Source organism: Pseudomonas citri (assembly GCF_025336485.1).
Taxonomy (GTDB): Bacteria; Pseudomonadota; Gammaproteobacteria; order Pseudomonadales; family Pseudomonadaceae; genus Aquipseudomonas; species Aquipseudomonas citri.
The window spans coordinates 157,442-179,284 of record NZ_JAODAB010000010.1 but is presented as its reverse complement, the minus strand read 5'-3'; the positions used below and the strand labels follow the sequence as shown (position 1 = coordinate 179,284).

General features: G+C 52.9%; 15 protein-coding genes. 7 read left to right on the top strand and 8 right to left on the bottom strand.

Translation table 11 applies throughout. The features are described 5' to 3' along the window. The first annotated feature begins 14 nt into the window (after positions 1-14). The 6 genes from N4Q37_RS14125 to N4Q37_RS14100 all read left to right on the top strand — a co-directional run bounded on the left by N4Q37_RS14125 (position 15) and on the right by N4Q37_RS14100 (position 7,949). Positions 15-1,175, top strand: coding sequence for a UvrD-helicase domain-containing protein (locus N4Q37_RS14125; protein ID WP_034055540.1), 1,161 nt, complete (start codon positions 15-17; stop codon positions 1,173-1,175). Then, positions 1,175-2,560 (top strand): hypothetical protein, encoded by a 1,386-nt coding sequence (locus N4Q37_RS14120; RefSeq protein ID WP_260958614.1) that lies wholly within the window; start codon positions 1,175-1,177, stop codon positions 2,558-2,560. Before N4Q37_RS14125 ends, N4Q37_RS14120 begins: the two co-directional genes overlap by 1 nt. 155 nt (positions 2,561-2,715) lie before the next feature. Continuing rightward, positions 2,716-3,336, top strand: a complete 621-nt coding sequence (locus N4Q37_RS14115) for a hypothetical protein (RefSeq protein ID WP_260958613.1) — start codon at positions 2,716-2,718, stop codon at positions 3,334-3,336. Further along, complete coding sequence (locus N4Q37_RS14110) at positions 3,336-5,231, top strand: caspase family protein (protein ID WP_073666797.1); 1,896 nt, start codon at positions 3,336-3,338, stop codon at positions 5,229-5,231. Before N4Q37_RS14115 ends, N4Q37_RS14110 begins: the two co-directional genes overlap by 1 nt. 56 nt (positions 5,232-5,287) lie before the next feature. Next, positions 5,288-6,892: an ATP-dependent nuclease gene (locus N4Q37_RS14105; protein ID WP_260958612.1), complete on the top strand. Its 1,605-nt coding sequence runs from the start codon at positions 5,288-5,290 to the stop codon at positions 6,890-6,892. Next, positions 6,885-7,949, top strand: a complete 1,065-nt coding sequence (locus N4Q37_RS14100; RefSeq protein ID WP_260958611.1) for a UvrD-helicase domain-containing protein — start codon at positions 6,885-6,887, stop codon at positions 7,947-7,949. Before N4Q37_RS14105 ends, N4Q37_RS14100 begins: the two co-directional genes overlap by 8 nt. Positions 7,950-8,040: 91 nt before the next feature. Here the strand turns inward: N4Q37_RS14100 and N4Q37_RS14095 are convergent, their stop codons facing one another. After that, on the bottom strand, positions 8,041-8,991 hold the full coding sequence (locus tag N4Q37_RS14095) for a hypothetical protein (RefSeq protein WP_260958610.1): 951 nt from the start codon (positions 8,989-8,991) through the stop codon (positions 8,041-8,043). A 313-nt stretch (positions 8,992-9,304) separates the two neighbouring features. Further along, the gene (locus N4Q37_RS14090) at positions 9,305-9,583 is read right to left on the bottom strand and encodes a helix-turn-helix domain-containing protein (protein WP_260958609.1); all 279 of its coding nucleotides are present in this window, start codon (positions 9,581-9,583) and stop codon (positions 9,305-9,307) included. 372 nt (positions 9,584-9,955) lie between these two features. Here N4Q37_RS14090 and N4Q37_RS14085 point away from each other — a divergent pair, with 372 nt between their 5' ends. Further along, positions 9,956-10,597: a hypothetical protein gene (locus N4Q37_RS14085; protein ID WP_260958608.1), complete on the top strand. Its 642-nt coding sequence runs from the start codon at positions 9,956-9,958 to the stop codon at positions 10,595-10,597. 49 nt (positions 10,598-10,646) lie between these two features. Here the strand turns inward: N4Q37_RS14085 and N4Q37_RS14080 are convergent, their stop codons facing one another. The 6 genes from N4Q37_RS14080 to N4Q37_RS14055 form a co-directional block, all read right to left on the bottom strand. Beyond that, positions 10,647-11,057, bottom strand: coding sequence for a hypothetical protein (locus tag N4Q37_RS14080; RefSeq protein WP_260958607.1), 411 nt, complete (start codon positions 11,055-11,057; stop codon positions 10,647-10,649). A 6-nt stretch (positions 11,058-11,063) separates the two neighbouring features. Then, positions 11,064-13,181 carry a hypothetical protein gene (locus N4Q37_RS14075; RefSeq protein ID WP_260958606.1) on the bottom strand — a complete coding sequence of 706 codons (2,118 nt, stop codon included), beginning with the start codon at positions 13,179-13,181 and terminating at the stop codon, positions 11,064-11,066. Beyond that, positions 13,168-14,688 (bottom strand): tyrosine-type recombinase/integrase, encoded by a 1,521-nt coding sequence (locus tag N4Q37_RS14070; protein WP_260958605.1) that lies wholly within the window; start codon positions 14,686-14,688, stop codon positions 13,168-13,170. Before N4Q37_RS14070 ends, N4Q37_RS14075 begins: the two co-directional genes overlap by 14 nt. An 11-nt stretch (positions 14,689-14,699) precedes the next feature. After that, positions 14,700-15,953: a tyrosine-type recombinase/integrase gene (locus N4Q37_RS14065; RefSeq protein WP_260958604.1), complete on the bottom strand. Its 1,254-nt coding sequence runs from the start codon at positions 15,951-15,953 to the stop codon at positions 14,700-14,702. Positions 15,954-16,191: 238 nt separating this feature from the next. Then, positions 16,192-18,783, bottom strand: coding sequence for an EAL domain-containing protein (locus tag N4Q37_RS14060; RefSeq protein WP_260958603.1), 2,592 nt, complete (start codon positions 18,781-18,783; stop codon positions 16,192-16,194). Then, positions 18,780-21,833 (bottom strand): response regulator, encoded by a 3,054-nt coding sequence (locus N4Q37_RS14055; RefSeq protein ID WP_260958602.1) that lies wholly within the window; start codon positions 21,831-21,833, stop codon positions 18,780-18,782. The genes N4Q37_RS14060 and N4Q37_RS14055 overlap by 4 nt, the downstream gene beginning before the upstream one ends. Between the last annotated feature and the right edge of the window lie 10 nt (positions 21,834-21,843).

The window sequence follows — 21,843 nt, the reverse complement described above, 5'->3', positions numbered from 1 at the left end:
CGGGGAGATTGAAATTGAATACCAGCTGGTGGCGGAATCAAAAGCAGATGGATCAAGCTCAGCGTGACTTCATCGGCCTGCCGATCGAGGGACGTTACTTTATATCTGGCCCGCCTGGGTCGGGCAAAACAAATTTGCTCCTACTGCGCGCTGAAGTCACGATTGGCAGTGGAGAGCGAGATATTTTGTTTATCACATACACGCGCTCTTTGGCTGATTTTATTCGAAGTGGAGCCGTAGCAAGAGGGCTTATCGAGAGCCATCAAATTAAGACTTTTCACTCCTGGGCATACGAGCACGTCCTTCAGCATTCAGGTGAGCGCTTCATAACCAAAGAAGGCGATTTTGATAATGAGGTTCGTGAGCAGGCCCTCAGGCAGATTCAAGAGGCAAATAGCCGCAGACCATCCAAACACCTCTATAGCGCTATATTTGTAGATGAAGCACAGGACTTGAGCGTTGGAGAATTACAATCTCTATTGCAGCTCTCTGAAAATGTGTGCATCTGTGGCGATGGACGTCAAGGAATATATGAGCGTGATGGCATTCAAATCCACGAATTAGAGAGCTTGGAAACATATCATTTGGATAAGCATTTTAGGATTGGGCAGGCAATAGCTAAAGTAGCCGATAGACTAATGCCCCCTGCGGCAGACACGCCCAGTTTAGAAGACACATGCAACTATGATCCTGCCACTCAGGGCAAATCCACTGCAGAGCTCCATCCATGTGACAGTCGGGATGCTCAATTCGAGCTTATGATTGAAAAAATTCGTCTCCAGCTGGATGCGTTTAACGGTGACTCTATTGGTGTTTTTTGTCCTAGACAAGAAGATAGGAACGAGTTAAGAGATCGGTTTGATGCCACTGATTTAGCAGATAAAGTCTTTGTGCATGGAGTGGACGAACAAGCGACGTTTGCATCCACAAAGCCTGTTCACGTACTGACGCTGCACGGCTGTAAAGGTACCGAGTTTAGGTGCGTGCATATATTTGGCACTGAAAGCTTGACACGTTTCCCGCTGAATAGAACCAAGCTCAGTTACACCGGCGTCACTAGGGCTAAAACAGCATTAAATGTATATCGAACAGGCCCAACGACAACAAAGCTAGAAAATGCTTTTTCCAAGAAAAAGTTATTTGGCTTGGGTAACCTTCTACCGGAAGAAGAATGATGGAAGAGCTTAAGTGGTATGTATTTCCGAGGAATTCGCTACCTGAGGCCCTACTTTCAGTGGGGGCACCTGAGCTCTTGGGGGGGGCGGCAGTGGGGGATCCGGCATTAGTATCGAGTGATTTAGTGCTGGGGTATCATATTGACGATCTTAAAAGGAGGTACTATGCGCCTTCGGTGTTGATTCTGCCAGAGCAAAAGCCAGCAGAAATTTTGGCTTGGCTAAAAATCTACGCACCGGAAACATCTCCCCTTAGTCAGTTTGGGCGAGTCCTTAGCCTTGGCGATTATAGGCTTATACAAAAACATCCCACTAAAGCCCACAAGTACACTAAGCAGCCGAGCAGGTGGTCCTCGATTATCCTTGGGGAAATACTTGCTCAAGGGGACATGGAGTCGTCTATTGAGGCGCTACCTCTTTCTCGTGCTCAGGCAACCTTTTCGAGTGCAATGGCTAATGCTGTAATGCATTACAATGACGAGGACTTGATTGAGAACTGCATAGTTCGTCTGGAGCAACTCGAAAAAGATGGAAAATTTGTAGCGCGCACCCTGGCTATAAGGGATTTAAAGCTAGTATGGCAAATCTCTAATGAAGCACTAGGCGCTGACTACGGCATTTCTTCTATCTTTAAGCTGTTCGCCTCTTCAAATGGACAGGGGAATGACTTATTCTCAAATAACTCTTCCCTCTCAAATCTAAACGATTATCCAGATTTATTAAGTGACTCAGTGGAGTCCAGGGTTCTGGCATATAGGAAATTTTCCGATGCCGTACTTAATCTTGGCACTGAGTATCGGACAAAATATGTAGCAGCAAATATAGCTGCAGCAGCATTTTTGGTAGGGCGCAGCACATCGCATGCATTTCTTCTGAAGAGCATTTCTCGAGAGTTTCCTGCTGTCTACACTTGGTTTGGACTGATCGCCGGCCTTGCAGGCCCAAAATACTGGGAGGTAGATTGGGCTCGCGCAACTAGAGGAATCGAAAAGAATCTCAGAGCTAAACTATCTTTCAGTGAACCGTCGCATTTTGATATATCCTGGGACGAATATAAGTGGCTGACAAAAACCTTTACCAACAATCCTCTTTTGGAGTTGCCTAAGCAGCTGCCTAAGGTGCTGTCTATTGAAATATTTCCCGGCTCAATATGCCAGCTCCGGTTAAAAATAGAGTCCAGCGAGCAGCATGCTGAGTCAAAGTCTGGCCTTGGGATCGATCCGCAAGAACTAAATGATTTGCGAAGCGCTCTTACTGGCTTTATAGATCTCGCTGAGAAGGCCAAGAAACAACTCTCCGGCCGGACACCAAATAAAACAAGCACCCGCCCAAATTCAGAATCTAAAAATCTAAAGACATCCAAGAGAACCAGGCGAGTAGAATAGCCATACGATTGCCATCACTTATCGAAGCAATTGCAGTGGTTTGTGCCACCAGTGTGTTTTTTATCATGCGGGTTATGAGGCAGAAGCTGCTGCGTGTTGCTGGCTGCGACGCGACGCAGTCTGCTCGGCCGGACTTGATCAATGAGGATTGAGACATGAAGGATAAGGCCCATCCTTTCCCGTTTGACGCCCAGGCGGAACTCGTCATGAAAACGTTCATGAAAGCTACAGGGGAAAGGCTCGATCAAGCGCGCAGACAAGTGGGTGGCGGCGATGAAGTCCAGCACTTCAGTCACGGAGGATCGTGGCAGTCACATCACAGCTATGCCCCGGGCCGGGTCGACCAGATGAAGACGATTAAGCACGAAACAAGGTTGCGCCTCGAGGACATTATGGAGGGTCGGCTCGACGTCATTGAGCGCACAGTCGATGAGATATCCAACAGCATGGCGGACAGCTATGCCAAAGCGTTTTACCAGATGATCTCCGATACGTGTGAGGAGAGCGGTAACATCATTGATGGCTCCACAGGGAGCTTGGGCGAGCAGATGCTCAAGGCTATCGAGCAAGTCGAATACTCGGTGGATCGGGATGGCCAGGTATCGCTTCCAGAATTTCGCATGCACCCCAGCCTCGCCAAACGCCTACATTCTGATCCTTCGCTCCAAGAACCAGCACTGCTGGCGAGGGCCGAGGAGATTAAGAAACTCAAAATCGCTCAGGCGTTGGCAGAGGAAGCCGCACGGAAGTCCAAATTTCGGAGCAGGGAGCAGTAATGGCGAAAGTTCTGTTGTGCATCGGTTGTGACGATTACGAGGCCCTTAATAAGCTGTCTGGGGCCGAGCGTGACGCGCTTACTATCCATACGGTGCTTTCCACAGGGCCATTGAGCAGTATCCAGCCAGCGGACGCCTATCTGCTTAGATCTCCGGCCCGGCATCAGCTGGACGCAACGCTGCTTGATATTCAAGACAGGTACGATGAGATTGAGAGTTTCACGCTCTTCTTTGCAGGCCATGGCGGAGAAGCCAATGACAGTTATTTCCTGTGCCTGAGCGATACCCGAGGTGATCGCCTTTCCACCACGGGGTTTGCCCTAAGTCGTCTGTTCGAGTACTTCAACGAGCTCAAAGCTGCTCACTGTAACGTCATCATAGATGCCTGCAACGCAGGCGGTATGGTTTCCAACCTAGGCATCCTGCTGAAGCCCGAAGTGATCGGTAAAGCCAAGACATTCGGCGTTTCATTTTTTGTGTCGTCCGCGGCAGATCAGTACGCTGGCGAGACCAGTCGTGGTGGGTATGGAACCCTCGCGTTACTCAAAGTGCTGAGTGGAGAGATCGACACGGGTTCCCGGGCCAGGATGCTCGATCTGTTGGATATAGGCCGACCCGCTGCGCAGTATGTGGCAGAACAGACCCAGGGAGGGCAAATGCCATCCGTATGGGGCGTCAATCTCTACGGTCACATGCCGCTGTTTGGCAATCCGCATGCTACCGAGAATCCAACATCCTCTTTGCTGGGGATCACTGGGATCATACCCACATCCCCAGCTGGACAAGCCATCAGCAGTCATTCCGCCGAGCTCTACACGCTCGTGTTCGCCCCGGAACACGAGCTCACCCCGGATAAACTTTTTCCTGTCCTCACCAAATTCGTTGATCGCTTGGCCGACATACCCAACTCAGCAGGCGCCTTCATTGGTGGGATATGGCAATCATTGGAGAAGAGCGCAGGGCGTCACGCCAACAGCTTCTCGCGAGTAGAGCTGAGCGCGACATGTGTGGCTCTGCTCCTTCAGTCGTCCCATAAGGACAGCACCGCGCGCAACTGCATTGTGGGACTTGCCCACGAGATTGTAGGGGATGTTGAGCAGCTGCTTTGCGATATCGTCCATGCACTTCGAGAGAATCCCACCTCGTTATGCCGTCATGGTATTCCCGACCTGTTCTACCTTCCGCAGCGCATATCGCGGGTTTTGGGCTGGGCGGGCGCTGCGGTGCATCTGGCTCGTGAACTCGGCATCTGTGATGCTCCACTCAAAGAAGCACTGGAGCACCTGAGCGCTCTTCTGCTGGAGCACTACGCCAGCACGTGTGCTGGTATGAGCGAAGACGAAGCTCCGTACTGGGCCGCGTTCCTTACAGCCATCAAAACCGATGACCTGAATGGTCTTGGCGAGCTAGTCATTAGCACGCTGATCAACGCTCTCGTTGAGCATCAGGGCCGGCTTGCTAGGCCCTTGCTGCCGGCAGCGGATGTGTATGCGTATCTCAAGGCACGCGCAGACAAGGACTCAGCTGCTTTGGAGCCCTTGAGCAACTCGCCCTCTGAAACACTGGCGCTTGTCCTGCTCATCAGTGGACGACACTCGCTGGAGGAGGAATTGGACTACAACCTGGCGAGTCTCGATCACGCGTACCTCAACATCTTCATCCCGCAAAGCTACCTGGAGTTCAGTCAGCCATTCGTTCCTAATGGCATAAACCATGTGTTCCAGATCGGCCACAAGGTTTGGACGGTGGCAGATGTTGCTCAGCGCTGGACTGATGTGTGCAAGCCGCAGATGGATAATGACCTGTCGCTTCGAGACCCTGCAACGCGGATTGGCGCCATTTGCGCATCATTGCTTTTCCCGAATCGAGTGCCCTGGTTTCTACTCAACGATTGAGGCCCCGACCGAGTTACGCTGAGTAGGCACCGTTTTCGCCAAAGGAATGACGAGCCATGATCACCAGAATTCACATCCGTGGTTACCGCATCTACAAGGATTTCAACCTTCTCCCCAACCCGAAAATGAACATTTTGGTTGGGGGCAATGACGCCGGTAAGTCTACCCTTATGGAAGCTGTCTCCCTGGCCCTGAACGGCCGCATCGGGGGCCGGAGTGTTCTTGAAGAATTGAACCCGCACTGGTTCAACACCGAGCTCGTGCAAGAGTTTCTAGCGCAGCGAGCCGCTGGCAGGAAGCCCGCACTGCCCGAAATTCTGATAGAGCTTTACCTCCGCGATGATGATGAATTGCAGGTGCTATGTGGTGCCGTCAACACAGCCGTCCCGACCCATGCATGCCCTGGCGTGTTTTTGAGGATATACCCCAACGAAGAGTACCAAGACATGCTTGATGATTGGCTCAAGGCCCCTAACGCCTTGCTGCCAATTGAGTACTACGCATGCGAATGGCGCTCATTTGCTGACCGGGAACTGACCAAGCGCCCGCGGGTGTTGTCGGTAGCAACCATCGATTCCAGGACGGTCAAATCATCCGCGGGGGTGGATTACCACCTTCGTCAGATTTTGAGTGATCACTTAGAAACCAACGAGAAGGCTGAGATCTCGTTGGGTTTTCGGACGGTCAAAGCGTCGATGACCGACGGGGCACTGGCGACCGTCAATAAGCGTTTCTCTGCCCTAGGGGCATCTTTGCAGGCCGAGCCCATTGCCTTGGCTATGGATCAGACATCCCGCACTTCCTGGGAAAGCGTTATCACGCCTCATGTAGACAATGTTCCCTTCTCGATGGCTGGCCAAGGTCAGCAGGCAGCGATCAAGATATCGCTCGCGATGAAGCGTCACTCGGCCAAAGTGAAGATCGTCATGATTGAGGAACCCGAGAATCATCTGTCCCACACCAGCCTGAGTACGCTACTTGAGCGAGTGGAGAAACTCGCCACCGACGACCAGCAACTGTTTGTATCCACCCACAGCACGTACGTGCTTAATCGCCTGGGCTTGAATGCTCTGCATCTACTGAGCCGGAACCTAGCCTCGAAAATCACTGAGCTCGACCCCAGCACTGTCAGGTACTTTCAGCGCCTGCCTGGTTACGACACTCTCCGTCTAGTACTGGCGAGGAAGGTCGTATTGGTAGAAGGGCCGTCCGACGAGATCATTTTCGAAAGGGTGTTTTATGACTTGTATGGGGTGACGCCCATGGCAGCCGGCGTCGATGTTATCAGCATGCGCGGACTTGCACTGGCGAGGTGTCTTGAGCTGTGCGCTGCCGTCGATAAACCGGTCGCGGTGATGAGGGACAACGACGGCGTCGAGCCAGCCGAACTGCGTGTGACGGTTATGAAATGGCTGGATGGCAAGAAGCGCGAGCTCTTCATTGGCAAGGTAAGCGATGGTCATACCCTCGAACCGCAGCTGATTACGGCGAACGGCGAAGATCATCTCAGAGAAGTGCTTGGGATCACTGACAGAGCTGACCTAGTTACGTGGATGACGCGGGAGAAGACTGAAGGTGCTCTGCTTATCGCGGAGTCCGACAAAGCCCTTAAAGCCCCGGCTTACATGAAAGAGGCGGCGGGGTTCATCCAGAATGCCTAACCATTTGACGTTGGCCGTTGCGGGCGGCAGAAAGACGCAGGGCTTGGTGGATTATTGCCGGCAAGCAACTGATCGTAAGATCGCAGTGCTCACTTTCACACAAACGAACCAGCAGGAAATTCGCTCGCGTTTAGCGAGCCAGGCGGGCGATAGCAGCACGCTGGAGGTCTTGGGCTGGTACACCTTCCTGCTTCGTCATTTTGCCCAGCCATTCCTACGGTTCAAATTCCCTAAGGATCGAGTCAAGGGCTTTGACTTCGACGGCAGACCATTCGAGCGAGCTGTGGGCAGAAGCAGGTTCATGGACTCAGGAAATCGGTTGTACGCATGCGAACTCGGCAAGCTTGCCTTTGAACTCATGGAGGCGACGCCAGCGCTCTTACGCAGGCTAGAGTGCATCTACGACGAAATTTTGATCGATGAAGTCCAGGATCTCGCCAGCTTCGACTGGGAAATACTGGAGGTGCTGCTCGGCTCTCAAATCGATGTGCGGATGGTGGGAGATGTCCGACAGGCAGTTTTGTCTACAAATCCTCGTGGCAAAAAGAACAAGAAATTTGGATACGCCGCATCGCTTGAATGGTTCAGAGATAGAGAAGCGGAAGGCCTACTCACCATCGCCTATGCGACCATAACCTATCGGTGCAGAAGCGAGATTGCTGCTTTTTCCGACACTATTTTTGACGCGAGCTGGGGCTTTCCTGGCACCACCTCGGAGAACTTTGACGAGACTGAGCATGATGGCGTATTCCTTCTACACACTCAGCATGTCGATGAGTACGTAGGTCGATATAGACCGCAATGCCTAAGGCATTCGGTTAGCTCGGCGAAAAACCTCAATCTGGATTTTCAGAATTTCAAAGCAGTAAAGGGGGCGACGTTCGGCCGAGTGTTGCTCGCACCCACTGCCAACATCGAAAGCTTCATCAAGAAGGGCACAAACTTAGAGGCTACGGCTGCAGCGGCGTTCTACGTCGCGGTAACTCGCGCCCGACAAAGCCTGGCCATCGTTATCGACAAGGTCGGCACGTCGACATTGCCGGTATGGGCTCCGTAGGTTCGATAGCGGCTGGGGCGAAGGTTTACAGGCCTTTGGAGGGCTCTGCAGGAATTTGCAGAGCCAACTTTGGTCAGGGTATGAGACTGTTCTACTTATCGTATTTGGACGGCAGGGGGCAGTCGTAGTTGACATCGATCATGTCAAGATTTCTCAGATTGAAATTTGCGTAGTCACGTCCATTCGACGTCCGTATTGTGGGCTGGCCGTAGAGGAAAACGAACGCTGTCGGCTTGTCCTTCTCGGCGATCTTGGAAAGCCGCACCGCCATCAGGTTTTTGAGCTTGTAATTTTCAATGAGCGCGTCGGAGACGTAGCATGAGGTTATAAGGCTGTCATCTCCTCGCTTGAAACTCTTTTTGAATTTGATTCGATAGCCATTATTGGCTTTCGTGCGGTCGACATACGCCCAGCCGTAGTAAATGATGGGGTGGTTAGGCAGGTCGTGTAGATCCTGCTCCCAGATGCATTTGAAGATGCTGGCGTAGGGCACGTCCTGCCCGATGATATTGAGCCGTCGAAACTCAAGGGTCTCATCAGAACGGTACCGTATGTATCTGCTAACCACAGAGCGAACAGAGTAGATGGGCCCGACTATGCCTGACTCCCCTAGCTTCGAGGTATAGGGTCTGGTGCTTTTGGCCCGTTTTTTCGCAACATGAACGTCCGCGCCTGGCTCGACCGAGTGCTCGTCATAGTAAGAGGCAGGCCGTTCGAGCTTGAAGACATCCACGATGGACTGGTCGACTGTTCTGCGTTCCTGCCCGTCCATTTCGGAGGGCTCGAGCTCTAGGTCGACGGGGTCACCATTAGCGATTCCGCAAGCGTCACTGTGGGTTCCATAGACTTTGAAATGAGGGACTACCTTCATATTCTGGACGTCTTTGTCCAGATTCGCGCAGGTCACCTGGGCGGAGCAGTCAGCAGCTGGACACACGAATGCGCGCTTGTCAGTAATTATCCCAGACCAGAACAAATCATAGGCGCGATCAGGGTCGACGAAGTCGTTAGCTTCAATGCTGTAGGCCACATCCAATGACATAGTTCACCAAGTCACTTTGAACTGTCTGAAAAGTGGCCACTACTATCGGCCATTGCCTCGTTAATGAGCCAGTGCCTTAATGCGTGACCATCGTCTAATGAGCTCGGCAGGGAGACCTGGGCGGGTAGATGACCACATCGTCCCATTCAGTGATACAGCCTTGCTCGGCGCCAATGCCCAACGGGGCAGGGGTCTATCCAGGAATTTATCCACACGGCTTGGCCGAAGGAGCAGGGCTCCTACCCGAATTGGTAGCGCTGGACTGTCTCAGCAGACGCTCTACCGCAGCTGTTGACTGCCCCCGGCTCTCGGCTCACGAAAGCTCTGAAAGCTCCTTGCGAACGCGACAAAGAATCTGATCAATGCTCTGATCAGAGCAATGGAGAGCGTAGGTATGGAGCAGCAAAGAAACTGGATGCACATCCAGTACTGCCGCAATTTCGTCAAGCTTGTCCAGCGTAGGACTTTTTAGTCCTCTCTCCAGGGTGCTCAGGTAGGTTCTGCTACTCACCTCGGAGAAATCCTCCTGCGTCAGGCCGTGGCTGGTTCGGGTTCGTTTCAAAGCCTGGCCAAAGGCCTTTCTCAGCTCCATTTTGCTCATCTCGCAAAATGAGTGATAAAGCCCTCTCGCGCTCTTTAGGACTACAATCTATAGTGTTCATTTTTGGCGACCACGATCATGTTCAGAACGCACAAGCAAGCTGAGATGACCGGTTTTGACGTCACTACACTCTCTTGTGAGGGAGTCCAGGTTTGGCGTTACATTGAGCACGTCCTTCACTGCCCATGGCTGTATGTCTCTTGTCTTGAACCAAATTCTGAGCTGCCAATACGTAGAATGCTACTAATTGCGGACATCCATCTGTTTGAGAATTTCCTGAGACCGGAAACCGGCCCCAGTACGGTGGTCGATAACGTCCAGCTAGTAAGCCCTGGTTGGTTGAATCTAAGTACGAATTGGAGAATGGAAGAGCTAATTAGTCTGAGCGAGGTGCAGGATCATTACGGCAAGCATCTAGCATACGTATATCGACTGATCGATGGCAATGAATACTACGAAGGTCACATCCAAAAGAAGAAATCGATAAAACTTAGGGCAATATATGAAAAGCCTAATCCAATAATTGGAGAAATTATGGGCGTCGGCTGCAAATCAGATGGGGAGTTCCTCTATTTTTTTAGAGGATTCTACAGCGATCCTCCAAATAAGGCATCTGTTGAGCTTCTGAAAAAACTCGCACTGGAATTTTGGTATGGGGATCTTGATATCGAAAAATTAATAAATGAAGAACTGTCAAGTGAGTTTTTAAGTCCCTTGCAGGCCAGAAGAGCCATATATCTTGTGGATAGGATGATCAGTTTTCCATGCTTGAATCGCAATAAGGCAAAGTTACTGAAAAATATAGTTAAGCTGCAGGAGGCGCGACTAAAAATAAATCCGCCATCAAAAAAATCCGAGCAGCTTTTTAGAGAGCACAGGCTAGATAAGAAAGCGTTTGAGTGGGGGCTTCAGGGCGACATAACTATGCAGATGAAAAGCCTGCTCGAATACCAAACTCGACACTTTGCAGCAACAACAGGGAAGAAAACTGGTTACTCTGAATAGCTCGACCTGCGTCCATTAGTGCTTTCGGAACGTCTCTTTGTACTATCTTTCACGGACTATCGGTTGAGCGTTTACGCAGCGGAGCGAGAACGTCCTCTACATCTAATCCCCTCACCAGGCAGCGATTAGAAATCAAACATAAAGCCTCAAAAAGTTGATCACGCTGTTTGATCAAGCTAGCATTCTCAGACTGCAGGTACTTTATCTTCTCTTCAAAAGTCCTGCGGCGGCGTTCTCGGTCAGGATCTTTGCCACTTTCCTTTAGTTGTGCAACTCTAGCTCGGTCTATGTTCTCACCCCGCTTACCTACCAAGGTTGCACGACTCGTCAAACCCAAGCGTTTTTGTACCTCGGAGCGTGATATAGGTGCAGATTCAAGCCCCAAACTGATCATTTCGGCGAGGAGGGCATCAATAGCCTCATCCAGAGCAGCCCCTCTCAATAATTTCTGTTTAGCCATAAGTCTCTATTCCTCTGAAACTGAGCTTCGCCGCTGAGTCTCCTTGGTAGCAGTGATAGGGCGGCCTGAAGGAAACACCTGGCGCGCTCCCTTCCCGACATCACTTGCAAGTGCTTTCTGCAAATTTCTAAGCTTATGCTCCTGATCCTCCAACCAGACGTCACTACCAGCCTCACCGCTGCCGGCGTCGCGCATAATGATGATGGATTCCGCCAGCCTATCCGCTTGTTCTTGGAGGTTCTTCTTTTCTGATGATGTACCCAGCAGGTGTAGGTGCGAACAGTCATTCCAGCATTGCAGATGCTTAGGGCAGGGCGCCTGTGAAAAATCATGGACACAACCGCCAAACGGAGTGACATGTAGCGCCGTGGCGTGAACAGTGAGAAATGTTTCAGCTGTACTCATGCCTTTACTCTGCAATAGTGCATGATAGCTGTCGGTTAGTGCCCCTTGGATCGTGCCCTTTCTGATTTCTGTATGAAGAAAGTCAATGCGATCACGATAACTGTTGAACGTTAAGAATTCCTGATGAGCCGCGGTGTCCTCTTCAACAGTTGTATGCTGATAATACTTATTTTGCTCCAAACGCTTCCGGCCTAGTGCTAGAGCCTGTTGGGCGTCGCTCATGCCCGTCAGGTGATAGATGGTGTTTCGCCAGTGGCGTGGTTGGTGACTGGTCAAACGAATTAGCGAACCATCTGCTTCAACCAATGAGCGCCGCTCAAAGATCGACGGATACTTGGGGTCAGCTCCCAGGGCCCGATTGATATCGACAAGGGTGACACGCCGCGGAACGGCTCGGAATACATTTTCATTGCGTTTGCCGAAACGAAACTGACCATCGAAAGCGATAGCAAGTGTTTCGCTGGTCTTGAGCACAGTGCGAATTTTGCCTGCGTTGTATTCTGTAAGCACCACGTGCCCCTTAAGTTTAGGAGCAATAAGCCGTTCAATTTCACCTGCCAAGTATCGATGCCGTTTTATTCTCCCGCTTCGAGGAGAGGACACACCATCATACGGGAAGATTCCATTACGGGATAAATATAGATAAAGATTTCTTCCATATTCTTGTTCGTTGCTAAAACCCAGCCACTCCATGACCTGATCGTCCGTTAAAATTTCTTCCGGCGCGTGTTGCCATATGCGGCCTGGATTATTCTCTTGCCAAGCCGCAATTTCCCTCTGCTCTAATGTCAGTGCTTTTAGTTTCTCAATTGCACGCTTCGCTAAGGGGATGTCGCTCTCTGCTAGCCAATGCACCCGGGATTGAAATTGCTTTTCAGCAAAATATCTTATTCCGCACTCAAGAATAGGCTTGTCGTGGGCGTCAACTACAATATTTCCTTCAGCATCTTTGATACTTCTTTCAACCCAGCAGTCAAAGGGTATGACAGCAACCTCATTGCCCCGCTGTCCTGTTGCGATCAATAAGTCGATCACACGCAGCAAGATTTCCTCGCCCTCACTGAAGGGGTTATTCGAGCATAGGGCATACGCTTCCATCGCCTCACGAGAAGGTAACCGGTCATTAGATTCTCGCTGTTTTACCGCACGATCGGGATCATGCAATGAAATATAATCGTGGCGGCGTTTCTCTGGTTTCGCATCGTGTTCAAAATGGATAGCTAGCTCGGTTAGCTGCAGATTATCAATCGTATCCGCGATTACTTGTAGATGAGAAATTGCGTCATAAAAATTCTTGTAGCCACTCTCGCGGAGAAAATCTACAACACGGTCGAAATCGCTCCGTGTTAATAGTGTGGGGTCAAATACGCCGCGCTCAAATAACGGGTTATAGAGTCGGCGGACGGCAATGTTGTATGCAACAACCATCGAAAATTTAAGATTTCGGGTGCGTTGCAGGTAAACAATCAGGGCCTTGCTAAATTCTTGGAATTCGAAGGGGAGTGGCCCTTTGTTCGGAGCAGGATAACCTGTCTTCTCAAGGGATTGTCGGTGGGTCTCGAAAGTCAATGTATGTTTGGCAGGATCCCTTTGCGGTAGCCAATTTCCGACACCCCACAATGGTTCCGACCATGGTGTCAAAATCGGTAATGACCGGAAAATTGCCTGCTCCTGTGTAATAAAGCTTTCGAGGCCTTGCCTTGCCCTAGATGGCGCCATCTGCGGCATCCTCTGTGTGCTGCCGGCAGCGCTCGATCGTAGCGCTTACCGCCAGGATGGTTGTCTGATGCTGGGCGAGGGGCCGGTTGTGAATGATATCTCCGGATTGTTCTGCCATATCAATGAACCGCTGAGCTTCTCGTTGCAGCGCCTCTCTTACTTGCTCATGACGGCCGTCAGCAAAGGGGTGAAATTTCTTGCAGGTGTAGCAGGCATAGACGGGATTGTAGGGGCAGTGAGTGTGGACAGGGAGGGCGCAAGCACCTATATCCCCGATGTATTGCGTATCGATGACGCCGCGGATCGCTCTTTCGGGAGCCGTATCTCTGCGTTGAACGACTTCCCCGGTTAACAAACTCCGCATTATGCGCTGATAGGAGGGGCTCTTACCGAGCGCTTTCTCTTTGATCCTGGCAATATTGGGCGTTGCCGTCACATAAGCACGCGCTGCAACGGTGCTGTTGTGGCCGAGTAGATCAGCAATCATGTCTGCCGGAGTTCCCTGATCCGCCAAACCTTGTCCGAGATGATGACGCAGCAACATGCTCACCTGGTTCGGCTTTTCTACCCCAGCTTCAAGAAGCTCATGTTTGAGACCTAAACCGATTTTTTGAACCGAAAGGCGCTTTCCACGACGGCTGACAAATAATGGTTCGCAGTCGCTACCAAAGCGTCGTTGCACTTCTGCAACGTGTCGTGAGATTTTCTCACCCAGGCGGGTGGTTATTTTACGAGGACGTCGCTCAGGTCTGCGCTGGCCGACCTTTTTAGCCATGGGTAGCCATAGGGTGTAGTACTTCTCATGATCAGCGCTTTCAATGAACTCAAAATCCGTAATGTCTAGTGAATGAAATTGAATCGACCTCGGCGCGAGCTCGAATCCTAAGTGAAGAATTATATTAAACTGGAATTCCTCCCAAGAATCAGATGAAAGCTCTCGTTCAATGCGCTTAAGGAGTCGAATCTCTTCATCAAGGGCTAGGCCGGACTGGGATAAGAATATACGTTCGTACGGATCAACGCGGTTTGTCTTTATTTCTTTAAGTGCGAGATATGTTTCTTTGTCGAAGCCCAATATTCCTCGACCAAGGGCCCATCGATAGAAAGTTCTAAAAAAGATGATACTTTCGCGAGATTTTGTCCATGTGCTTACTATCGTGACCACTTCTTGCCTTGTCCAAGGAAATTTGGATGAGATCTCGCTTTCAGCTAGCCGTTCAAACACTCCGGATGCTTTAAATGCCGTTACCGGTGCGTACTTTTCGAGTGCATATGCAACGAACGCTTTGGCAATTTGCATGATGTCGGGATTCAGATGGAGCGCAGCCCAATCGATTGTCATTGCGAGCCCACCGTCGTACCAGGTCCATATCGGCAAACGGGTATCGACGTACTTTGGCTGATCATTGGTGCGAGTTCGAATCGCAACCTGAGCCGGACCCTCGAACACGTAGGCAGGAAAAGGGGAGGAGGGTGAAGCGAGTTCTTGATCGGCTGATTTGGTCACGACGAACCTCCTTAACTCTCAAGTCGGCTCCAGGCTGCCGAGGCACGCTGCGCGTTATGGCGGTTGGCCGACTCGGCGAGATAACGACTCGCATAACGGCGCGGCATCGCCGAAGTGTCAGACCAACCGCAGACTCGTCGGAGTTCGTCCGTGGCGCGCTCCAGATCGTGCCCACGTTGCTCGATCAGGTAAGCTAAGAAACGGTCGGCGAAGGTGTGGCGAAAGTCATGCGCAGAAAGACTAGGCAACAACCCGGGATGAGCCAGTTCAATGGTCAGAAACAGCCGGTCAAGGACATTCGACAATGCGCGAATCGACAGCGGGCGGCCTCTGTCAGAGATGAACAGATAGCGGTACAGCAATTTCATCGGTTTGCCGTTACGCAGAGGGCGCCGTTCGCTCTGGATATAGTGCTCGTAGACCTCATACAACTGCGCGGAGATACCTACGGTTCGTCCGTGTGTTTTCAGCGCAGGCTCTTCAGTACGCGGGTCGTCTGGGTCATGTTCGCGGTCATTGATGCTGACATAGGCATGCTGAGAACCTTGGTTGATATCCGTGGTGTAGAGCTTCAGAAGCTCTCCGCGGCGGATACCGGTTTCCAGAAACAATTCAATCATTAGCCAATTGCGCAACTGCAATCGTTCCGGAAACGGATTCTCCGCAGCGCCTGGGCGAATCAGTGTGCGGATGATCTGGAGTTGGGTATCTGTCAGGCTGCGGTAACGAATGTGGTCGGGACGAACATTGATGATATGGCTCTCAAAACGTCGTTCAATGACGTCGGCGACATCTGCAAATGCCACCTCGATGTTAGCCAGAGTGGTTGAGTTCTGACGAGCGCGCGGGATGTATCGGGTGACGCACCAGGACAGGTACTGCTTCAACAGCCGCAGGTGCTGGTCACGGGTGCGCGGATCGATCTGTGGAAAAGATGCCATTGCAGCTGTGCCTATTCGGGCGACCAGATTATCGGCCTGACGGCCGCTTTGGAGCCAAAGGGCGTAACCGTCCAGTAGAGCCAGAATCGCTTCAAAGTGACAGGCCAAGATGGCCTCATCGATATCCAGCTCCCGGCTTTTGGCATAGGTGTAGAAAGCTTGGATCGCACGCAGGTGCGCTGCGGCAGTGTTGTATGCGCGGTGCCCGAGCTTGAGCTGGACGTAGATGAACGGGACTAGCTTGGGCAATGGCGCTGCTAGACCATCTTGTACAAGCAGTGGCACGCGCTGACCGGACGAGAAACGACACTGAATCAGCTTCATTGGCAGCCACCTCATGCAATGACTCGCTATGAACACGAAAGACATGGCCCGTTGAGAGAGTGGACGTCAGAAGCGGGTTTGTCGAATCAGTGCCTTACGAGGCTCATGAACATTTCTGACATAGCATCTGGTTTAACATAATATACATTATGCGAACCTATGGATCAGCTCAGTTGACGCCCTGTGCAGGCTTTTTCGCTGTGCAGCCTCTGTCCGCTACGACGGTCAATGCCAGGTCCTAGCGTTTCACCTCAGTCAATGTTCGGTAATGCCGAAAAGACTCGCGCACAGTCTCGATCAACTCTGCTTCTTGCCAGGGCTTGGTCAGAAAGCGGTAGATCTCGCCGCGATTGATTGCCTCGGTCACGTTATCCACGGCGGCAGAGCCCGAGAGGACCATCCGAACCGTATTGGGATGCATGGTTCGAATACAGGCGAGTAACTCGGTGCCGCTCATGCCAGGCATGCATTGGTCAACAATGATCACGCCGACCTGATGCTCCGCCAGAAGCGTGAATGCTTCCAGCGTAGTCGTCGCAGTGAGGATGTTGTAGTTCTCGTGTCGCAACAGGCGCTTGAGCGAGAACAGAATGTCCGGGTCATCGTCCAGCAGCAACAAGGTGGATGAGGTTTCATCCTCAAGTGCAACATGCGCTGACTGATAGGAAGATAGAAAGTGCTGAGTGTCTTCGACAGGCATGGGATGACTGATCAGATAGCCTTGGATCAGATCACAGTGCATGGATCGTAGATAGCGCGCCTGGCCCGGGGTTTCGACGCCTTCCGCGACTACTTCAAGGCCGAGACTGTGCCCAAGCGCGATAATCGCCTTGACGATGGAGGCATTGCCCGAGTTGGTTGTCATATCGCGGACGAACGAGAGGTCGATCTTGAGCCGGTGTACTTTCAACTGCTGCAGATAGCCCAGCGACGAGTAACCCGTGCCGAAATCATCGATGGACAGGCGGACGCCGAGGGCCTTGAGTTCGGTCAGGGACTTGAATGACTGATCCCGGTCGACCATCACATAGCTTTCGGTAATTTCCAGCTCAAGCTGGCCGGGGTTGATGCCGGTTTGCGCCAGGGTGGTTTTGACGGACTCTACCAGGCTCCCTGCGCTTAGCTGGACAGCGGAGATGTTCACCGCTGTCTGACGCGGCGCCAGACCGGCTTCCGACCACGTCTTGATTTGCTGGCAGACCTCGCGCAACACCCAGTCACCGAGTTGAATGACCAGCCCGCTTTCCTCGGCAAGGGGAATGAATTCAGCCGGAGAGATCATCCCGCGTTCGGGATGTTGCCAGCGGACCAGTGCTTCGAGGCCGCCAACATTTCCTGTGTCTAGATCAACCTGAGGCTGGTAGTAGACCCGCAGCTCTCCCTGTTCAAGGGCATTGCGCAATTCGGCTTCGAGTTTCAAGCGTCGCTTGGCGTGGTCGGTCATCTCTGGTGAGAAAAAGCACAGGCCTCCTCTGCCCTGCTCTTTGGCTCGATGGAGTGCCGCGTCAACGTTGCTGAGCAGGGTTTCTGAGTCCGTTCCATCCTCGGGATAGAGCGTAATTCCGATGCTGGCGCCGATGTAGACGTTCTGCTTGCCCAAAATGAAGGGTTCTGACAACGCATTGATGATGCGCTGGGACATCAGGTCCACCGGAACGTCGACGTGCTCCAGGATAATGTTGAATTCATCCCCGCCAATGCGCGCAATGCTATCGCTTTCGGGCAACAAGCTTTGCAACCGCTGCGCAACTTGGGTCAGCAACTGGTCACCGAGCTTGTGGCCCAGGCTTTCATTGATCGTCGCGAAGTTATCGAGGTCTATGTTGAGCAAGGAAAATTGCGACTGATCGCGTTCGGCATGCAGGATCGCGTGATCCAGCAATTCGGCGAAGAGCACGCGGTTAGGCAAGCCAGTCAAAGGGTCACGGTGGGCAAGAATGCGATATTTGTCTTCAGTCAGTTGCAGCAATGCGCTGCGTTGCGCCACCAGGTCCTCCAGGAATCGATGCAGTCTGGTCAGTTCCAGATGGGTACGAATACGCGCCCGCACCTCGTCTATGTCGAAGGGTTTGGTGATGTAGTCAGCGGCGCCGATCTCAAAGCCTTTGACTTTCTCCGCCGTGGCATTGATGACGGTGACAAAAATGATCGGGATGCGACTGCCGGCCGGAGTGGCCTTGATGCGCTTGCAGACTTCGTAGCCGTCCATGCGCGGCATCACGATATCCAGCAAGACGAGGTCTGGCGGCGTGCCGCCCTGAACGGCATCCAGTGCTTGCGCGCCGGTGCGTGCGACCATGATGCGGTAGTCGTCCTTGAGCGCTTCGAGCAGTTCGTGGATGTTTTCCGGGATGTCATCGACAACCAGGAGCGTCGGGCGATTGGCCGGGTCTGTGTTCGCGGCAATATCGAAACGGATGGGGTTCTGGCGAAGACGCCTGAGCTCAAGCTGATTGTGGATACGGGCCTTGAGCAAATCAGGGCTGAACGGCTTGGTGATGTAGTCGGCGACGCCCATTGCGAGGCCACGCGCCTCATCCATGGCATCAGCCAGGGCTGTCACGAAAATCACCGGAATATTCGTGGTGCAAGGATCAAGCTTGAGTGTTGAAAGAACGGAGTAGCCGTCCATGCCGGGCATCTTGATGTCCAGCAGGATCAGGTCTGGCTGTGGCTGACGGTTAGCCAGTTCAAGCGCTTTTTCACCGCTGGTGGCGGCGCACAGGGAGAAATCGTCGCGCAGCATTCCCATCAAGGCATGCAGGTTTTCGTGAACATCATCGACGATCAGAATGCGCGCACGTTTGTTGTTGGGAGCAAGTTCGGTCATGGTGACGTATCCGGATCGATCATATTCAGGTGCTGTAATCGGGAATGTGCTGCGTCAATCTCAAAATCATCGATCAAGGCGGCAATCGCGGATACTTCCTGCTCTATCCGGGTTCCGCGAGTTCCCATGAGCAGTCGTGCGAGTATCGGTTCGGCTGCACCAAGATCCGATTCCAGGGCTTGCGCAAGCTGGCTCAGTAACGTGTGCAGCAACGGCGACGAAAAAGGTTCGGCGACATCCGACTGAGGGAGGCCTTCATCCTTGGCGATTCCGTCGATCTCCCGCAGCACCTGCTGCAGGAGGCTCTCGGCTTCATCCAGGATGCAAGCATCTGGGGTGATGTCGTGCTTGAGCTGGTCGTCGATGATCGTGACGATGTCATACAGGCCCTGGGCGCCGATATTGCCGGTGACGCCCCTGAGTGAATGACAGAAACTCTCCGCGCCGTGCTGGTCGCCGCTGGTCACAAAGTCCCGCAGTTTTCCTACCGCATCAGCATAGTGCTGGCGGAATCGCCTGAGCTGTTTTCGATAGGCATCGGCTTTTCCGCCGATACGACGTAGCCCGTCTCGTGCGTTGATGTGGGTCATTGGCTGCAGATCGGCAGGCAGGCCCTGCACCGGCGATGTCTCGACATCCGGCTCCGAAGGCCGCTCGGCGCTGCGCCGGCTGGGTAACTGTACCCACTTTGACAGAACCGTCATCAGCCGATCCGGCGCAATCGGCTTGGTGATGTGATCGTTCATTCCCGCGGCATGGCTGGCCTGGATATCCTGGGTCATTGCCAACGCGGTCATGGCGATGATCGGAAGTGCGCCAAAGCGCTCTCCTCCCCCATGATCAGCCAGCGCCCGAATGCGGCGGGTGGACTCCAGCCCGTCCATCACGGGCATCTGGATGTCCATCAAGACCGCGTCATAATCATTGCCTTGAACCTTGTCGAGGGCATCCTGCCCATTCACGGCCTCCTCCACTTCCATGCCTTCGCTGCGCAGCAATTCGGTGGCGAACTCGCGATTGATATCGTTATCTTCGACCAGCAGGATGTACGCCCCCGCCATTTGTCCGCTGTTCGCAGCATTGAGCACCGCGGGTCTACTTGGCGCATCCACTCCGAGAATACGGCCCCGTCCGAGGACGGAAAGAATGGCATCGAGCAGCACAGAAGGTGAAACCGGTTTGATCAGGAAACCTTCCACACCGGCCTGCTCGGCCAGGCGCAAGACGTCTTCGCGGCCGTAGGCAGTGATCATGATTACCTTGGGAGGATGAGGTAAACGCAGATCGCGGCGGATGCGCTGGGTGGTTTCATCGCCATTCATGCCGGGCATGCGCCAGTCCATCAGGACCAGGTCGTAGGGCGCGGCGCTGGCGTTTTGCAGCTCGACAAGGGCCGCCGGGCCATTGGCAACCGTGACGACATCCAGTTGGAAGAAGCGCAGCATCTCGGCCAGAATCTCGCGAGACACGGCATTGTCATCCACGAGCAAGACGCGGATGCCCTTGAGCAACGGTCCTGTCTGGTCGACCAGTTCTCGTTGGCGGACCTGCGCCTGGCGTGCGCTGGGCAACTGCACGGTGAAACTGATCGTGCTGCCTTTGCCAGGTTGCGAATCTTCAATCCAGATGCGTCCTCCCATCAGCTCCGTCAGGCTCTTGCTGATGGCCAGTCCGAGACCGGTTCCACCAAATCGGCGGGTCGTGGATGAGTCGCCTTGGGTAAACTTTTCGAAGAGATGCGCTTGCGTCTCGGGGCTCATGCCAATGCCCGTGTCACGCACGCTGATCTGCATGTGCAACGTGTCGTCACGAATGCTCAGGCTGCGGAAAGCCAACTCCACCTCGCCTTTATCCGTGAACTTAACGGCGTTCCCGCACAAGTTGAGAAGGATCTGCCCCAGACGCAATGGATCGCCTATCAACCGCGCGGGAATGGTGGGGTCATGGCGAATAAGAAACTCGATACCTTTCTCTTCGGCCTGGAACGCAATGGCATCCGTCAGTTGCTCTAGCACCGAATCCAGGCCGAACTCGATCTGTTCGAGCTTCAACTTGCCCGACTCGACTTTGGAAAAATCGAGAATGTCGTTGATCACACCCAAGAGTGAGTGAGCAGCGGTTTGCACCTTGCCCAGTTGGATACGCAGGGCCGGCGGCAAGTCCTTTTTCAAGACAAGATAGAGCATGCCGAGAATGGCATTCATGGGGGTACGGATCTCGTGGCTCATGTTCGCCAGGAAATCACTCTTGACCTGGGTCAGTCGCTCCGCTTCTTCCTTGGCAAGAACCAGCTCTTCGGTCCGCTCGGCAACGAGGTCTTCAAGGTTGTGATTCAACTGGTTGAGCGCCTGCAACGAATCGAAGAGACGACTGCGGCTCTCGTTAAAGGCATTGACCAGTTCGCCCAGCTCGTCGCTGTAGGGGTATTCGACTTTCTCCACGGGGGCATTATCCGGCCCGAAACGCCAGTTCGCCACGGCCAGGGAGACTCGCGTAACGGCGTTGGACAGTCGATAACGAATGGCCCAGAGAATGATCAACCACAGCGCAGAAGTAATGACTATCGAATTGAGCAGGATGAACAGGCTGGCGTATTTGGTACGGTCCCATAGCACGCCTCGATCCGAATACATTTTGAGGACGCCGATCACGTTATGCTCGCCTTTCTGCGAAGGAGACGTGAGCGGTAGTTCTGCCTGGCGGAAGCTAGCGGGAAAGAGACTCTCCCCTTCTTTCATCACGCCTGGAACATTGCCGGAGACCGCCAGAATATCTCCGTCGGCAGACGCCACCTGGACACCGGTGACAATGGCGTTCTGGCGAACGGCGGTGACGATGTTCATGAGTTGCGTTTTATCCAGCTCCCACACGGCGTTGGTGACGCTGGGGCCGATGGTCCTGCCCAGGGAGGCCAGGTCATCACTGATATCCTGGCTGACACTGAAATACTGGATGCTCAACTGCACCCCCGTCATGCTGACCGCAATCAGCAGATACCACGGGAACATGGTGTAGAGCAGTCGCCTGAAAAGCGTCTGAGAGGAAAACATCCTGGTTACT

What these genes read in the sequence shown, in the direction of transcription:
- N4Q37_RS14120 (WP_260958614.1), top strand. Translation starts at nt 1,175, where the DNA reads ATGGAAGAGCTTAAGTGGTATGTATTTCCGAGGAATTCGCTACCTGAG.
- N4Q37_RS14115 (WP_260958613.1), top strand. Translation starts at nt 2,716, where the DNA reads ATGAAGGATAAGGCCCATCCTTTCCCGTTTGACGCCCAGGCGGAACTC.
- N4Q37_RS14110 (WP_073666797.1), top strand. Translation starts at nt 3,336, where the DNA reads ATGGCGAAAGTTCTGTTGTGCATCGGTTGTGACGATTACGAGGCCCTT.
- N4Q37_RS14105 (WP_260958612.1), top strand. Translation starts at nt 5,288, where the DNA reads ATGATCACCAGAATTCACATCCGTGGTTACCGCATCTACAAGGATTTC.
- N4Q37_RS14100 (WP_260958611.1), top strand. Translation starts at nt 6,885, where the DNA reads ATGCCTAACCATTTGACGTTGGCCGTTGCGGGCGGCAGAAAGACGCAG.
- N4Q37_RS14095 (WP_260958610.1), bottom strand. Translation starts at nt 8,991, where the DNA reads ATGTCATTGGATGTGGCCTACAGCATTGAAGCTAACGACTTCGTCGAC.
- N4Q37_RS14090 (WP_260958609.1), bottom strand. Translation starts at nt 9,583, where the DNA reads ATGGAGCTGAGAAAGGCCTTTGGCCAGGCTTTGAAACGAACCCGAACC.
- N4Q37_RS14085 (WP_260958608.1), top strand. Translation starts at nt 9,956, where the DNA reads ATGGAAGAGCTAATTAGTCTGAGCGAGGTGCAGGATCATTACGGCAAG.
- N4Q37_RS14080 (WP_260958607.1), bottom strand. Translation starts at nt 11,057, where the DNA reads ATGGCTAAACAGAAATTATTGAGAGGGGCTGCTCTGGATGAGGCTATT.
- N4Q37_RS14075 (WP_260958606.1), bottom strand. Translation starts at nt 13,181, where the DNA reads ATGGCGCCATCTAGGGCAAGGCAAGGCCTCGAAAGCTTTATTACACAG.
- N4Q37_RS14065 (WP_260958604.1), bottom strand. Translation starts at nt 15,953, where the DNA reads ATGAAGCTGATTCAGTGTCGTTTCTCGTCCGGTCAGCGCGTGCCACTG.
- N4Q37_RS14060 (WP_260958603.1), bottom strand. Translation starts at nt 18,783, where the DNA reads ATGACCGAACTTGCTCCCAACAACAAACGTGCGCGCATTCTGATCGTC.
- N4Q37_RS14055 (WP_260958602.1), bottom strand. Translation starts at nt 21,833, where the DNA reads ATGTTTTCCTCTCAGACGCTTTTCAGGCGACTGCTCTACACCATGTTC.